The sequence below is a fragment of the Mycobacterium malmoense genome, assembly GCF_019645855.1.
Lineage (GTDB): Bacteria > Actinomycetota > Actinomycetes > Mycobacteriales > Mycobacteriaceae > Mycobacterium > Mycobacterium malmoense.
This window is the reverse complement of record NZ_CP080999.1, coordinates 5,285,531-5,301,533: the sequence shown is the minus strand read 5'-3', so window position 1 is coordinate 5,301,533 and position 16,003 is coordinate 5,285,531. Positions and strand designations below refer to the sequence as shown.

The window sequence follows — 16,003 nt, the reverse complement described above, 5'->3', positions numbered from 1 at the left end:
AGAAATGCCTGGGCAGCATCGCGTGTGCTTCCAACGTGCTTCCATGGCGGAAAATCGGCGAGATCCCCACCCTGGATACACACCCGAAGCCATGAGCGCACACTCAACGCCGCGAGCGCCCCTTTACATGTGAGCGGCCGCGATCCCCGTCCGACTAGGCTGATCGAACGTGCCGGAAGCCACCGACGATGCCAACCTATTAACCGCCGCCGCGGTCGCCCTGAACAGGCACGCCCCCCTGCTGCGCGAGCTGGGCTCGATGTTCGATGCCGCGGGCCACGAGTTGTATCTTGTCGGCGGTTCGGTGCGGGATGCCTTGCTGGGCAGGCTGAGTCCTGACTTGGACTTCACCACCGACGCCCGACCCGAGCAGGTCCGACAAATCGTGGGGCAGTGGGCCGACGCGGTGTGGGAAACGGGAATCGAATTCGGCACCGTCGGTGTCGGCAAGGGCGAGCACCGCCTGGAGGTCACCACGTTCCGCGCCGACACCTACGACCAGGTGTCGCGCAATCCCGAGGTGCGTTTCGGCAAGCGTCTCGACGACGATTTGGTTCGCCGCGATTTCACGGCAAACGCGATGGCGGTCCGCATCACGCCGACCGGGCCGGGCGAATTCCTCGATCCGCTGGGCGGTTTGGCGGCACTGCGCGCGCGAGTGTTGGACACCCCGTCGGCGCCATCGGTGTCCTTCGGCGACGACCCGCTGCGGATGCTGCGCGCCGCACGGTTCGTCTCACAACTCGGCTTCACCGTCGCCTCGCGGGTGCGGGAGGCGATCGAAGAGATGGCCCCGCAGCTGGCCCGGATCAGCGCCGAACGGGTGGCCGCCGAGCTGGACAAGTTGCTGCTCGGCGACGACCCGGTGGCCGGCATCGACCTGTTGGTGCAGACCGGCATGGGCGAGGTGGTGCTGCCCGAGGTCGGTGGCATGCAGATGGCCATCGACGAACACCACCAGCACAAAGACGTCTACCAGCATTCGCTGACCGTCTTGAGGCAGGCCATCGCCCTAGAAGATGACGGCCCGGATCTGGTGCTGCGCTGGGCCGCGCTGCTGCACGACATCGGCAAGCCCGCCACCCGACGGCACGAGCCGAACGGCGGCGTGAGCTTTCACCACCACGAGCTGGTCGGCGCCAAGATGGCCCGAAAGCGGCTGCGGGCGTTGAAGTATTCCAAGCAGATGGTCGACGACGTCTCGCAGCTGGTGTATCTGCATCTGCGGTTCCATGGCTACGGCGACGGCAAGTGGACCGATTCGGCGGTGCGCCGCTACGTCACCGACGCCGGACCGCTGCTGCCTCGGCTGCACAAGCTGGTGCGTGCCGACTGCACGACCCGCAACAAGCGGCGGGCCGCCCGGCTGCAGGCCAGCTACGACCGGCTGGAGGCGCGGATCTCCGAATTGGCCGCCCAGGAGGATCTGGCGCGGATACGCCCCGATCTGGACGGAAACCAGATCATGGAACTGCTCGACATCCCGGCAGGCCCGCAGGTCGGCGAAGCGTGGCGCTACCTGAAAGAACTCCGGCTGGACCGCGGGCCGCTGACCACCGAAGAGGCCAGCGCGGAGCTGGTTGCCTGGTGGCGATCGCACGGGAACCCGTAGTGGTGGGTTAAGCGTCCGAGTACGCATGGACTATTGCTTGGCCGGAGACAACGGCGTGGCGGCCATCTGGAACGGTCAACCGGACCTCGATCTTGACGGCGACGGCCGGCCCGACGCGATTGGTCTCGATTTCGATGGCGACGGGTTGCGCGACGACGCGCTGGCGGATTTCGACGGCGATGGAATGGCCGATCATGCCGTGCTCGACCTCGACAACGACGGCACGCCGGAGGCTTACTTCACCGATGACGGAACGGGGACGTGGGCCGTAGCCGTCGACCGGGGTGGGCAGCTGCGCTGGTTTGGGCTCGACGGGGTCGAGCACACCGGCGGTCCATTGGTCGATTTCGACGGGCGGGGCCACGCCGACGACCGACTGCTCGACACCGACGGCAACGGGATTGCGGACCGGGTGCTGTGCGCCGGGGAGAACGGGGTGACCGAGTACGTCGACACCGACGGCGACGGCAAGTGGAACGTCCGGCTGACCGACACCGACGGCGACGGTTTGGCCGACGGGGCCAGCAACTTATGAGGATCGTCAATACCGGTGCCGCGGGGAAAGAGACTGAATTGACCGGCAAGTACACCGTCATTAGCTTTGTCAGCAACTCAGGCGGGGCGGCGAGAGAACGCGCCGGGACGGCGTCGCTCATGGCCGCCGAATATCGAGACCTTGACGGCCGAGGAAGGGGCAGCGATGTTCGTCGACGCTGACTTGCTGCACTCGGGCGCGAACGAGTCTCACCGCGCGGGCGGGCATGCGCAAGACGGCGCCGATCAGCTGTCGCGAGGACCGCTGCTGTCGGGGATGTTCGGCGGCTTTCCCGCAGCCGAAAGCTTTCACGGCGCCGTCACTTCGGCGCACGCCCAGCACGTCAAAACCTTGCAGGGCCACCGGGAAACACTGACCGAACTCGGCCGCAAGGCGCATTACGCCGCCAATGAGTTCACCGACATGGACGACCGCAACGCCGCAGAAATGCGGGCGGTGCGATGCAGCTCCGATACATCAGCATTCCGCATCTAATAGCCGAAGCCGGCGGTCACCCCTGGGCGATCGACAAAAGCCTGCAAACCGGGCGTCCGGCCCAGATTTCCGATTTAGCGCGGGTGTTTCATGACGCGGGCCGGTGCACCGCCGAGTCCAACAAGGCGTTCGACGAGGCGCGTCGTCGCTTCGAGGCGTCGTGGAATCGGGAAAATGGCGAGCACTCGATCAACGACTCCGCCGAAGTGCAGCGCACGGCCCGGGCGCTCGGTGCGCAGTCCCTACAGTTGCCCAAGATCGCGGTCGACCTGGAAAACGTCGCGGCCGCCCTGGCCGAGGCGCAACGCACCAGCGAAGTGGCTATCTCGACGTTGGAGAGTCAACTGCAGCGGCTCGACGACCTACTTGGCCAAGCGTTGCATCTCGAAAAAGACCCCCAGCTCGGCGCAGGCGACAGAGCGGCACTCGAGGCGTTCATCCGTGCCTGTGAAGACGACGCCATTCGTGACACCAAGTCAGCCCTGGGCCAGCTGCAATCGATACGCGGCGGCTACTCGGCATACCTGCAAAGGTCGCTGGTCACCTTGCGCACCGACGGATACGACGCGACGGTTCTCCAGGCGGTGGACGCACCGGAATGGTCGGCGAATCCCGAAGAGCCGCTACCGCTTCCGTCGGTGGGAACGAACGCCGAGGACGTCAACAGGTGGTGGAGAACGCTCAACGCGGAGCAGCAAGGCCGGTTGATCGACGACCATCCACCGGAGCTGGGCAACCTCAACGGTATTCCCGTCGTCGTGCGTAGCCGGGTCAACACGGCCGTGATGAACGACGACCTGCATCGCGTGGAAGACCTCGCCGAGCAGTGCCGCGTCTCCGTCAACGACGTGCTGGGCGATCCGGCCAAATACGGGGCGACCGCAGCGGCTATCGCCCGCTACGCCAATGCCCGCCGCACCCGCGAAGGCCTGAAGACGTCAGCGGTCGCTGTGAACGAGCGGACCGGCAAACGCCCGGACGTATTCCTGTTGAGGTATGAGCCCGAGGCCTTCGGTGGCGAGGGCGTTGCCGCCATCGCGATGGGCAACCCCGACACGGCGGCCAACACTGCGGTTTTGGTGAAGGGCTCGGGCACTGGTGTGCGTGAGGCAACGCTGGCCAACCTCGATGGGGCGCACCTGTTCCGGGAGTCCGCCCACGCAGATGTGGGTAAGGAGACTGCGGTGGTGATGTGGGTGGGTTATGACGCCCCGGACTCGTGGTTCGACCCGGGTTTGTGGGAGCCGAACATGGCCCGTGCCGGTGGCCAGTTGTTGGCCTCCGACGTGAATGCGTTGGCGGTCACCCACCAAGGTGCCCCGGCACACATGACCGTGGTCGGCCACTCGTACGGGTCGACCGTCGTTGCGGATGCGGCGGCGGGCTATGGGATGCACAGCAACGATGTGGTGCTGGTCGGCTCTCCGGGTACCGACCTGGCGCATTCGGCGGCCGACTTTCATCTGTCCCCCGGTGGGCATCTCTACGTCGGGGCGGCCTCGGGCGATGCGGTGACCTGGTTGCCCGATCAGGTGACGGGGCCGGGTCTCATCGGTTTGACGTGGGGCGGGCTAGGAGAAGACCCTTCCGTTGACGGCTACGGCTCCACCCGGTTCAAAGCCGAGGCGCCCGGTAACTCGGTGAATCCGGTCCACGACCATCGCCGTTATTTCGAGGACGGATCGGAGTCGCTGTTCAGCATTTCCGACGTGGTGTCCGGCCACGGTGATGCGCTGCAGCGCGACGGCATGACCGCGCGTCACCGCGGTGAATACTGGCTGGGGGAGTGGGTCGACCCCGAGACCCTGCGGCCGGCGACCACCGGGCACCGCCATCGGACAGCAACGGGCTGACTTAGCTAATGCGGCGGGGCGTGTTGGATGCAGCGGTACTAATCCAGCGCTGAGCGTTACGACCGCGATGCTGGCGAGGGTGCTGGCTTCGGCCTATCGCATCTCCAACACTGTTGGCAGTGGTACAGATGTCTCGTCGCCGCTTTATCAGATGACGCTTGATAAAGCGGGGCGAGTAGTCGCCACCATGGCAGCGGCGCTTCCCCGCGGGAGTTGCGTGAAGTGACATCGCAGCCGGTCGGCGATTAGCCTTTTTGAAGTGACGATTCCCCACCCGCCCCCTGCGGCGCAGTGGATACCACCGACGGATGCGACCCGCCGAGCGTCGAATAGCCGCGTCGCCATCGCGCTGGCGGTACTTGGCATCCTGATTGCAACTGCCGCACTCGTTATCGGCATCATCGACCTCACTCGGCCGACATCCAGCGGGGCTAGCAAGGTTTCGGCAACCCCAGTCGCTCCGCCGAGTTTCACACCTGAGCAGGTTGCGAGCGCCAAGAAGAATCTGTGCTCGGCGTATCAACTCGCGGCTCACTCGGTAAAGGCAGACACAAATTCGGCTGATACCGCTATTGCGCGAGTTTCGCTGACTAATGCCGCAGGAATTATTGACGCGGCGGCAGATAATCCAGCGTTGGGTGGTGGTCACGAGCAAGAAGCTGCACATAAACTGGCTGCTGCATACCGCAGTATCGACGCTATTAGCAGCGTATTCGATAAGACGTCGTCGACTTTCCAGCAGTCAGTTGATGAGGCGAATCAGGCGGACGCGATAATGGCGGCGTTGTGCCCCTAAGGAATGCGACAAACCTGGGGTGATCTGTCGGATTTTGGCGTTTGGCCCACGATTATTTGTACTAGGGGCATGCGCCGCAAGGAGGGTTACGGTATGGCAGGAGACCTACCAGCGGGAAAGTACACGGCCGTTCTTATCGGTGCATGGTGGCCGCAGCCATCGTCGACACTTCGCGCTGGTGCTCAGCATTGGAGTGTGCAGCAGCAGCAGCAAGAACAGTACGCTCAGGGACTACATGACCAGTGGACATTGCTGGCGGCGCGAAATCAAGGGCACACAGTCGACGACCTTGTCTCCCGCTTCCAACAAGGCGAAAAGCACCATCTCGACCTAGCCGAGAAAGACAAGGTAAAAGCTAATGCCTTCGAGAAAGGCGCAGATGCAATCGATAGTCTGCGCGAAGGGCTAAGAGGAATTGCTGATGACTACAACCAAAGAATCGCCAATATTGAGAACTCGAAGGAGCCAGCTGCTATCAAGGCACCTCAAATCGAGCAGCTGATTGCAGAAGCTAATGGATTCGCCGCGCATAAGTCTGGGGCTGCGGTCGCCGCGATCATGGATGCTACTCAGAAAATCCTTACCGCTGAGGGAATGGCAATGTCACCCCAGGAGTTCCTTACAACCCAGGGTATCAATACAGACACTGGAAGGCCGCGTAGCGTAGGTGACAGTGCTGGCAGCGAAGGCCAAGGTGGTGGCGGCGGCGCACGTCCGATAGGCACCCAGAGTGCGGTTAGTGTACGCAGCGGTGTGGAGGCTGACGGCGCCCGCGCTGTTGGTGCGCATGCCGGGGCCGGCGTCAGTGGCACCGGCGGTGGAGCGGCGATTGCCGCGCCTGGACATATACCAGGTGCCCCGGGGGCGGGTGCGCCACTACCTGGAGGCGGTGGTCTGTCGCCGGCCGCTGCTTTTGGTGGGCCTTCGCCGAATCAGTTGGGAAACTCATTTATGGCGGGGATGATGACCGGCCAGCCAGCGGCGGCGGGTGCGAATTCGTTGTCGCAAGGGGTGGTGAACGCGACCGGGTCGGCGTCGGCTCCACCACCGCAGTCGCCGGTCGTGTCGTCGGTATCCGCCCCGGCCATGACCGGTGACGTCGAATCCGCTGCCGTAGACCACGCACCGGTCTCGGCCGGCTCGAGCGCTCCGCTGGCGTCGGCCGGCGGAGCTGTGCCGGTGGCGGCCGCGATGGTCGGTAGCGGACCCATGCCCACGCCGGCGACTCCGGTGGTTGGCGCCCCGGCCAGCCCCGCGGGACCGTTACCCGCCTATGGCTCTGACCTCCGTCCCCCGGTGGTTGCCGCACCTTCGGTATCGGCGCCGACAGCGCCGGTGTCCGGCGCGCCAGTGGCACCGTCGCCGCCGTCGTCACCCTCCGCGGGTGGCCCGTTGATGTCGACGGTCCACCGGACCTTGACCGAACAGGCCGGGGCAAGCCCGGCGACTCCGGCTGGCGCATCGGCGCTGTCGGCGGCAACCGGCGCCGTCGCCGGCGATGCCTCGAATCGGGCCGCGGAACAGCAGAGGCTGCAGCGCCTCGTCGACGCGGTGGCTCGCCAGGCCCCGGGCCTGTCGTGGGCCGCCGGCCTGCGCGAGGACGGCACAACGCTACTGGTCAGCGACATCGCGTGTGGGTGGATCCCGCCAAACGTGAAGATCCCGATCGGCGTGAATCGGCTGCTGGAGCCGGCGCTGCGTCGATTTGACGCCAGCGTGGTCGATCTGCTGGGGGCCGTCACCGCCGCCGCGGCGCACAAAGCCAACGGGTTTATCGCCAAGCCGGGACCCGACGATCCCGCCCTCACCGGTGACCGTGCGGCCCGCACCGGACCCGAGGTGGACGAGCTTGGCCCGACGCTGGTCGAGGCCGTGCGACGCCACAATGGGTTGCCGCGGATCGCCCAGACTTTGGCGCAAGCCGCGACCCGCGGGACGGGGGTCACCGAGAACGAGCTTGACGTGCTGCAGCAGGAGCAGCAGTCCGCGTACCAGAAAACGCTGGACGATCCACACGACCTGTCGCGGGTAGCCGACTGGATGCTCCTGGCGGCCATCGACGCCCTCATTGGAGGCCACGAATCCCTGGCGCACTACCACGTGGCGTGGTACCAGGCGGTCTCGGCAAAGCTGCGATGACTACCTTTCAAGACGATGGCGCTCTACGATGCGACCCACTAGGACATGGCTTAAGTGGCAGCGGCCGATTGGCGTGTCGAGGCAGGCAAGCGGCTTGCGAAGCCCTTTGGGTGAGGGTTGAGGAGAAATCATGACGGGTGGTCGTGATGTCACGGCGTTTCCAGAGGACTATGGGCTGCTGGGGAGCACCCCGTTAATGCCGCCGGGGGTGACGCCCAACGGCATGCCCCCAGCACCCACGACGACGCCTGACCAGGCTGCCGCGGGGCTCGCGGCGGCCGGCAATCTCGGTGTGGCCGGCGACCAAGCGTCCAGCGTTCAGGCCGATTTGGATCGTAGGGCGCGTGCGCTCGATGCCGCGCAGAAGTTTCCGGCAAACGAGGCGGACGCGACGCAGCAGTTCCAGCAGCTGTCGCAGATGATCCCCCAGTTGGCGTCCGGTATCGCAGGTGCTATCGGCGGTGCGGTCGGCGGCATCACCCAGATTCCGCAGCAGGCGATGCAGGCCGGCACGAGCGCATTGCAGCCGCTGCTGGGCGCGGCCGGAAAAGCGGGCATGGCGCCGGAGGCCGCGTTGACCGACATGGCCGGCGACCAAGCCGTCTTGGACGGTGCCACCAGCGGCGATTCCGGTTTTGGCGGTTCCGGCGGCGGTGGCGTCGGCGCTGGTGGGACCACGCCGACCGGCTATCTGGGACCACCACCCGTGCCGACATCCTCGCCCCCCACGACACCCGCCGCGGCGTCGGTCAAGTCGGCGATGGTGACGCCGACTGGGGGGATGCCGCCCCCGGCGGCGCCGATGGGGATGACCGGTATGCCGATGATGCCCGGCGCGTTGGGTGCCGGCGGTGACGGCGGAAGTAAGGACAAGCCGGTCGAAAAGCGGGTGACCGTCCCGGGCATACCCAACGGCCAGCCGGTCAAGGGCCGCTTGACCGTCCCGCCGAGCGCCCCTGTCACGAAGTCCGCCGATGGCAAACCGCCCGTCGTCACCAGGTCTAACCGGCGGATCGTGATTATGCCGACGGATGACGAGGCGCAGGAGTAGCCGACGCCGATCGTCGAAGATTCCTGATCCAGGACGCTCACCGGCAGAAACTCCCGAAGCCCTCCCCGGGATGAATTGTATTTCGAGAACTAATTGGCTCACCGGCAGCTAATGACGGCGGCTAATGCCGCCGCAAAGGTGAGTGGTCGGGTCTTGCTGGCGGCACTAAGGTAATGGCCGTGTGGCCATTACTTGAACGCGGCCGGCTAGGTGGAGAGGCGCGGGCTTGGTCGCCTGCGGCCTAGCGAGCCGGCCGCCGTCCGCCAAGGCCGGCGCGGATCACGCACAGATCGCTGAAACCCTTTGCCGCGCAACGGTTGTTGCCGAGATAGTCACGCACGTGTTACCGGCGCGGCGCGGTCGACGCCATTCAGTTGCTCATCGCCAGACGAACGAACCGCCGTTTGGTGCATGCTATTGCTGCGGCCGCAGCGATGACGGCCGACGGGCCAGAAGGTGTGGGAGTAGTGGCTGAGGTGTCCGGTACGGATGCGGTGCGCCCGGGCGCGGCGGCGGATAAGGCGCTAGTCGACCAGGTCTTGGCCGATTTAAAGGCGAATTTCGAAAAGTGGGAGGAGGTTCTGGCCGCCCAGGAGTCGGTGACTTTCACCGCCGATGTGGGTGACATCTATGCGGTGTGTAATTCGGATGGGCGGCTCACCGGGCTTTCGTTGGCCCCGCACGTGATGACGTCCTACACGAGTCGCGAGTTGATGGACCGGCTGAACATGGTCTTCGAGGCCTTGCGTGAAGAAGCGCAGGCTGATTTCGATCGGAATTACGGTGGGGGAACCGTTGAGTGATTCTCTGATGGCGCAGGCGGTGGCCGCTTTGTCCCGGGGCCACGGTCTGTTCGCTGGCACCGATGCCGGTCACGACATCGGGGCCACGCCGGCGCAGGCACGCGCCCGCGCCGACCGGATACGGCGGGCGATAAACGCGGGCGGGTTGCCCACGCGGGCGGCGACGCGATCGCGGGCCTCGGCGGAGACGCTGCATCGGCTGGCCGATACCGATGGGACGCTGGCCTCCATCGTGACGAAAGCCCGCGCCGATCGGGCGAACGCGAGCATGGCGACGCGCCGGGTCCTCGACGCCGCGGTGGCCGATGCGACGCCCGCGGCCGATACCCCGATGGGGCGTCGTGAGGCGATGGCTCGGACGGCCGCGCGGTTGCGCGCGCAGCACGGCCACGTTGTGCGAGCGCGGGCGAGGGCGCGGCTGCTGGCGCTGCGGTTGCGGCGGCTGCAGTACCTGCGGTCGCACGCATCCGCGGGGCGGCGCGGCCGGGCAGGTGGCGGCAATGGGCGTGCCGCGGTGTTGGCCGCGATCCGGGAAGCCTTGGACATCAAGGGTATTCACGACCCCGCGGCGCGTGCACGGTGGGAGCGCGGCATGGATTTGGTTGCTCGCCGCGAGTCGAACTACGACGCCAACGCTGAAAATCATGGGGATTCCAATGCGGCGAAGGGCACGCCGAGCAAGGGCGCCTGGCAGTTCATCGCTCCGACGTTCGCGGCGTATCACCAGCCTGGGACGTCGACGAGCATTCACGACCTGGTAGCGCAGGCGTGTGCCTTCATCAACTACGCGCGGGGTCACTACGGCGTCGCCGCCGATGCGTCGAACTTGGCCGATCGGATCCAACAGGCCGGTCCACGCCGCGAAGCCAGGGGCTACTGAGCAATGCCATTGAGTTTGTCGAACCGCGACCAGAATTCCGGGCATCTGTTTTACAACCGGCGGCTGCGGGCAGCCACGACGCGTTTCTCCGTGCGAATGAAACACGACGACCGCAAGCAGACCGCGGCGCTGGCATTGTCGGTGGTGTTGGTGGCCATCGGTGCGGGTTGGATGGTGCTGCTTAATGTGCTCAAACCCATTGGTGTGGTGGGTGATTCGGCGATTATCGGCGACCGTGACTCCGGGGCGATCTACGCGCGTATCGACGGCCGGTTGTATCCGGCGCTCAATTTGACTTCGGCGCGGCTGGCGACGGGAAACGCCGGGCAGCCAACGTGGGTGAAGCCGGCCGAGATAGCGAAATATCCAACTGGGCCGTTGGTCGGTATTCCGGGCGCGCCGGCGGCGATGCCGGTGAACCGGGGCGCCGTGTCGGCGTGGGCGGTGTGCGATACGGCGGGGCGGCCGCGCACGGCCGATAAGCCCATGGTGACCTCGGTTGCCGGCCAGCTCACCGGTGGCCGTGCGACGCCGATGGCCAAGGATTCCGGTCTCTTGGTGACGTTTGAGAGCGCCACGTATGTGATCTGGGGTGGCAAGCGCTCGCAGGTCAATCCCGCCGATAGGGCGGTCACTTTGAGCCTGGGGCTTGACCCGGGAGTGACTGTCCCCATGGAGATTTCGCGCGCACTCTTCGATGGGCTGCCCGCTACCGAGCCGCTGCGCGTGCCCAAGGTGCCCGAGGCGGGGACTCCGTCGAAATGGCTGCCGGGCTCGCAGGTGGGTGCGGTGTTGCAATCCCAAACGGCCGGCGGGGGCAGTCAGTTCTATGTGCTGCTGCCGACGGCGTGCAAAAGGTTGGCGGCTTCGTGGCCGATCTGATGCGCAGCGCCAACTCCTACGGGTCGACGACGCCGCGGACGGTGACCCCGGACGTGCTGGTCAACATTCCCGAAGTGACTTCACTGCCGGTGGACTACTACCCGACCGGCCGGCTGAATTTCGTTGATTCTGCTGCGAATCCGACCACCTGCGTGGGCTGGGAGAAGGCGTCGACGGATCCGCAGGCCCGAGTCGTTATCTATAACGGGCGTGGGCTTCCCGTTCCCTCGTCGATGGACAGCCGGATCGTGCACCTGGTGCGCGACGACCGCGACCCCGCGTCGGTGGTCGCCGACCAGGTGCTGGTGTTGCCGGGCGCGGCGAACTTCGTGACGTCGACTAGCGGTGTGATCACCAGCGACTCGCGCGAATCGTTGTTCTGGGTGGCCGATAACGGCGTGCGGTTCGGCGTCGCCTCCGACGATTCGACGTTGCGTGCGCTCGGTCTTGATCCGGCGACGGCGGTGCAGGCGCCGTGGCCATTATTGCGGACTTTTGCTGCGGGGCCGGCATTGTCGCGGCAAGCGGCGCTCGTGGCGCGCGACACGGTGCCGGCGCTCGGGCAGGTGACCGTGCTGACGACATCGGCCAGAGCGGGAGGTTAGCGGGTGTCCAAAAGAGCGTTTCCTATCGACCGTGTCAAGATCGCGCCGCCGAAACCGGTTCGCATAGCGCCGAATGCGCCGATTGCCCTGCCCGAGCGCGAGCCGCGCAATATTTGGGTGATGATCGGCGTGCCGGCGCTGATCGTGGCGCTGATCGGCACGATCGTCATGCTCTACGTGTCCGGGGTGCGTAGCCTGTCGACGGGCTTCTTCCCGCTGATGGGAATCGGCGCGTTTAGCATGCTGGCCTTTTCCGGCCGGTTCGGGCGGGCGCGCAAGATCACCTGGGGTGAGCTGGAAAAGGGGCGCCGCCGCTACCTTCGCGACCTTGACACCAACCGCGATGAGATCCAGACCGCGGTGTGTGCGCAGCGTAAGTGGCAGCAGGCGGTGCATTCCGATCCGCGCGGCTTAGGGGCCATCATCGGCGGTCCGCGGATGTGGGAGCGCGGTCGCGGCGATGTCGACTTTTTGGAGGTGCGGCTGGGCACAGGTGTACAGCACGCCCCGGATTCGGTGTTGTCGGTGACCTGGCCCGACATCTCCTCCGACGAGGAGCTCGAGCCCGTCACCGGTCAGGCATTGCGCGATTTCATCTTGGAGCAGCGCAAGATTCGCGATATCGCCAAGGTGGTCAACCTGCGGTCGGCGCCGGGGTTCAGCTTCGTCGGTGAGGATTTGAACCGGGTGCGGTCGCTGATGCGGTCGGTGCTGTGCTCGCTGGCGGTGTTTCACAACCCGCACGATGTGAAACTGATGGTGGTGACCCGCAACCCCGAGCTGTGGTCGTGGATGGTGTGGCTGCCGCACAACCTGCACGACGAGCTGTTCGACGCGTGCGGGTGGCGACGGCTGGTGTTCGCCACGCCCGAGGAGCTGGAGCAGGCGCTGGGCGCCGAGCTACACATGAAGGGCAAGCGTGGCCAGTGGACGCCACTGGCCACTGCCAGCCCAACCACGATCGGCTCGACACTGGAGACCGGCCAGGGCGCCGCCGCGGCCGATCTGGGCCCGCACTGGGTGATCGTCGACGACAACACCGGCAGCCCCGAGGCATGGGAGAGTGTGGTCGGCCAGGTCGGCAAGGCGGGAATCACGGTGCTGCGCATCGCCTCTCGGGTCGGCATCGGTGTGGGATTCGACAAGGACCAGCTCTACGAGATGAGCGAGCGGCACACGACCGCGGTCGATGCCGCGTCCAACGGTTCGGCCGAAGCCCACCGGGACGGCGGTGATGTCGAGGACGACGACGGGCGTCCGGCGCCGCTGCTACGGGCCGGCGGCAAGTTCTTCGCCCACGCCGACCAGCTGTCAATCCCGCGGGCTTACCGGTATGCGCGCGCGATGGCGCGGTGGTCGCCGACCACCAGCAGCGAGATCGCCGATTCGACCAGCGGCGCGACGGAACTGCTGCGCTCGCTGGGAATCAGCGACCCCCGCGAGTTGGACGTCGACCGGCTGTGGGCCGAACGGCGCGGCCGCGGCGACGAGCGGTGGGCGGAGATCCCGGTGGGCTCCAAACCCAACGGCGAGCTGCAGAACATCATCATCCGCGCTAAAGACTTCGGCGGCTTCGGTTTTCACTCGGTGGTCATCGGCACCAGCGGCTCGGGCAAGTCGGAGTTCTTCCTGTCGCTGGTGTACGGGATCGCGTTGACGCATTCACCGGAGACGTTCAACGTCATCTTCGTCGACATGAAGTTCGAGTCGGCGGCCCAGGACATCCTGGGCATCCCCCACGTGGTGGCGGCGCTGTCGAATCTCGGTAAGGACGAGCGGCACCTGGCCGAGCGGATGCGCAGGGTCATCGACGGTGAAATCAAGCAGCGCTACGAGCTTTTCACCTCGGTGGGTGCGCGCGACGCCAACGACTATGAGGAGATCCGGCTTGCCGGGCGCGATCTGCCGCCGGTGCCGGTGCTGCTGGTCATCGTCGACGAGTATCTCGAGTTGTTCGCCAACCACGAAAAGTGGATCAATCTGATCATTCACATTGGTCAGGAGGGCCGCGGCGCCAACGTGTTCTTCATGCTGGGCGGCCAACGGCTGGACCTGTCGTCTTTGCAAAAGGTCAAGTCCAACATCGCCTTTCGGATCGCTCTGCGCGCCGAGTCTGGCGACGACAGCCGTGAGGTGATCGGTACCGACGCCGCCTACCATCTGCCGTCGAAAGAGAACGGTTTCGCGCTGCTGAAGGTGGGCCCGCGCGACCTGGAGCCGTTCCGTTGCTTCTATCTGTCGGCGCCGTTCGTCGTTCCGAAGAGAAGGGAGGTGGTCAGGACCGTCGACATGACCCTGACGCAGCCCCGGCTCTACAACGGGCAGTACCAGCCGTTGGACGAGGCCGACGCCGCGGCGCTGGAGGCCGCTTCGGCCGCGGACGAGGAACCCGACGAATTCCTTTTGCACGAAGACGGTTTCAAGAGAAAGAAGATCGTGGACGTGTTGCGGGAGTCGCTGCAACAGGTGCCGCACCGAGCGCCGCGCCGGCCATGGTTGGAGCCGTTGGAGAACCCCGAGCCCGTCGACGCCTTGGTGATCGGGTGGCGGGGCAAGCCGTGGCACGTCGACTACGGCCGCAACCCGGGACTGGTGTTCCCGGTGGGCATCATGGACATCCCCGAAGAGTCCAAGCAGGTGGTGCATTCCATCGATGCGTTGCGCAGCAACATCATCGTGGTGGGGGCCAAGCAGCGCGGCAAGACGACCGCTTTGATGACGCTGATGTGCTCGGCGGCAATGATGTACACGCCGTCGCGGGTGACGTTCTTTTGCGTCGGCGGCGCGACGATGGCCCAGATCGGGTCGCTGCCGCACATCGCCGACATCGTGTCGCCCAAGGACACGGAGGGCATCGAACGCATCCTGAGCAGCATGGACGCGTTGATCGACGCGCGCGAGGACGCGTTCCGGCGCGCCAACATCGATCTCGACGGGTTCCGCGAGCGTCGGTTCGGGGCTGGCAGCGACGGGCTGGGGGGAACCGACCCCAACGACCCGTTCGGTGACGTCTTCGTGGTGGTCGACGACTACGACGACCTGTACACGAAAGACACGGTCTTGGGTGACCGCATCATCTCGTTGAGCAGCCGCGGTCCCGAGTATGGCGTGCATGTGATGTGCAGCGCGGGGGGCTGGATTCACGGGCAGCGCCAGAAGCTGCTGCAGAACGCGACCGCGCGAATCCAGTTGCGGCTGGCCGAACCGGGCGAGAGCCAGATGGGGGAGGTCGCGATCGAGTCCCGCGAGGCGGCCCGTCGGACGTTGAACCGTCCCGGTTTTGGTCTGACGAACTCGTTGCACGAGTTGTTGGTCGGCCTTCCCGCGATGGTCGATCCGGCCACCCGCACGGTGGTGGACACCCCCGACGTCGGCGCCCGCATCGCCGAGGTCGCCGGAATCACCAAGCACGCGGTCCTGCAGCGGTTGCCGGAGCGCGTGGAGCTCAAGGCGATCCTGGAGGCCCATGCCGCCGACGACCTGTCGATCGCTTTCGCGATCGGCGAGCGCCACGAGCTGGGTCCGGTTCCCATCAGGCTGTCGGAGAGCCCCGGCGTGATGATTTTGGGCCGGCAAGGCTGCGGCAAGAGCCTGTCGCTGGTGGCCATCGGTGAGGCGGTGATGAGCCGGTTTAGCCCGGAGGAGGCGCAACTGACGCTCATCGATCCCAAAGCCGCCCCGCACGGACTACGGGATCTGCACGCCCCGGGCTACGTGCGCGCCTACGCCTATGACCAAGACGAGATCGATCGGGTGATCACCGAACTGGCCCAGGACATCTTGCTGCCGCGGCTGCCTCCCAAAGGCTTGAGCCAAGAGGAGTTGCGTGCGCTCAAGCCGTGGGAAGGGACGCGCCACTTCGTGCTCATCGACGATGTCCAAGACCTGCGGCCGGCGCAAACGCAGAGCTACCCGGCAACGGCGCCGGCCGGCGCGGCGCTGTGGAAGCTGATGGAACGCGCCCGGCAGATCGGTTTGCACGTCTTCACGACGCGCAACAGCACCAACTGGGCGACGCTGCAGATGGATCCGTGGTGGAGGTATCAAACCTCGGCGAAGGTCGCCCAGCTCTATATGGACAACGATCCGCAAAACAAGATCAACAGGTTTGTTCGCGCCCAGGCGCTACCCCCCGGGCGTGGACTGCTGGTCACCGACGACACCGATGTCGAGGGGATTCTGGTCGGCCTGCCGTCCATGGCCGTGCAATAGAGCACGCGATCGAATGCGTTCCGCGGCAATAGGTCTGCGAAAACGGACATTTTCACATTCGATGGCGCTAATCCCGGGGTTGAGCAAAGGCGCGACAGGCGTTGTAGAAGTGGCAATAGCGATCTTTGCGCGGCGAGTGG

Annotated in this window: 11 protein-coding genes and 1 pseudogene; 11 read left to right on the top strand and 1 reads right to left on the bottom strand. The window is 65.7% G+C overall.

Annotated elements, in window-relative coordinates; all coding sequences use genetic code 11:
• Positions 1–169: 169 nt before the first annotated feature.
• The 5 genes from K3U93_RS24545 (at position 170) to K3U93_RS24525 (ending at position 5,291) form a co-directional block, all read left to right on the top strand.
• Entirely contained in the window at positions 170–1,612 is a 1,443-nt protein-coding gene (locus K3U93_RS24545) for a CCA tRNA nucleotidyltransferase (protein WP_083008586.1), read from the top strand.
• A 25-nt stretch (positions 1,613–1,637) separates the two neighbouring features.
• A complete protein-coding gene (locus K3U93_RS24540; protein WP_083008583.1) occupies positions 1,638–2,147 on the top strand; it encodes a pullulanase in 510 nt (169 codons plus the stop codon).
• Positions 2,148–2,312: 165 nt separating this feature from the next.
• Complete coding sequence (locus tag K3U93_RS24535) at positions 2,313–2,642, top strand: DUF2563 family protein (RefSeq protein WP_083008581.1); 330 nt, start codon at positions 2,313–2,315, stop codon at positions 2,640–2,642.
• Entirely contained in the window at positions 2,609–4,495 is a 1,887-nt protein-coding gene (locus tag K3U93_RS24530; RefSeq protein WP_083008580.1) for a putative alpha/beta hydrolase, read from the top strand. Before K3U93_RS24535 ends, K3U93_RS24530 begins: the two co-directional genes overlap by 34 nt.
• Before the next feature lie 259 nt (positions 4,496–4,754).
• Positions 4,755–5,291: a hypothetical protein gene (locus tag K3U93_RS24525; protein ID WP_139796717.1), complete on the top strand. Its 537-nt coding sequence runs from the start codon at positions 4,755–4,757 to the stop codon at positions 5,289–5,291.
• 932 nt (positions 5,292–6,223) lie between these two features.
• On the opposite strand, the gene K3U93_RS25145 is transcribed toward K3U93_RS24525, so the two are convergent.
• Positions 6,224–6,502 (bottom strand): hypothetical protein, encoded by a 279-nt coding sequence (locus K3U93_RS25145; RefSeq protein ID WP_139796716.1) that lies wholly within the window; start codon positions 6,500–6,502, stop codon positions 6,224–6,226.
• Positions 6,503–6,686: 184 nt separating this feature from the next.
• Here K3U93_RS25145 and K3U93_RS25140 point away from each other — a divergent pair, with 184 nt between their 5' ends.
• The 6 genes and pseudogenes from K3U93_RS25140 to eccCa all read left to right on the top strand — a co-directional run bounded on the left by K3U93_RS25140 (position 6,687) and on the right by eccCa (position 15,863).
• Positions 6,687–7,430 (top strand): DUF5631 domain-containing protein, encoded by a 744-nt coding sequence (locus K3U93_RS25140; RefSeq protein ID WP_230981539.1) that lies wholly within the window; start codon positions 6,687–6,689, stop codon positions 7,428–7,430.
• 130 nt (positions 7,431–7,560) lie between these two features.
• The gene (locus K3U93_RS24515) at positions 7,561–8,481 is read left to right on the top strand and encodes a hypothetical protein (protein ID WP_420915367.1); all 921 of its coding nucleotides are present in this window, start codon (positions 7,561–7,563) and stop codon (positions 8,479–8,481) included.
• Positions 8,482–8,948: 467 nt separating this feature from the next.
• On the top strand, positions 8,949–9,284 hold the full coding sequence (locus K3U93_RS24510) for a DUF2710 family protein (RefSeq protein WP_420915366.1): 336 nt from the start codon (positions 8,949–8,951) through the stop codon (positions 9,282–9,284).
• A 7-nt stretch (positions 9,285–9,291) separates the two neighbouring features.
• Positions 9,292–10,164: a transglycosylase gene (locus K3U93_RS24505; RefSeq protein WP_083008576.1), complete on the top strand. Its 873-nt coding sequence runs from the start codon at positions 9,292–9,294 to the stop codon at positions 10,162–10,164.
• A gap of 3 nt (positions 10,165–10,167) precedes the next feature.
• Positions 10,168–11,651 (top strand): annotated as a pseudogene (gene eccB / locus K3U93_RS24500) (type VII secretion protein EccB).
• A 3-nt stretch (positions 11,652–11,654) separates the two neighbouring features.
• Positions 11,655–15,863, top strand: a complete 4,209-nt coding sequence (gene eccCa / locus K3U93_RS24495; protein ID WP_083008571.1) for a type VII secretion protein EccCa — start codon at positions 11,655–11,657, stop codon at positions 15,861–15,863.
• Positions 15,864–16,003 lie beyond the last annotated feature (140 nt).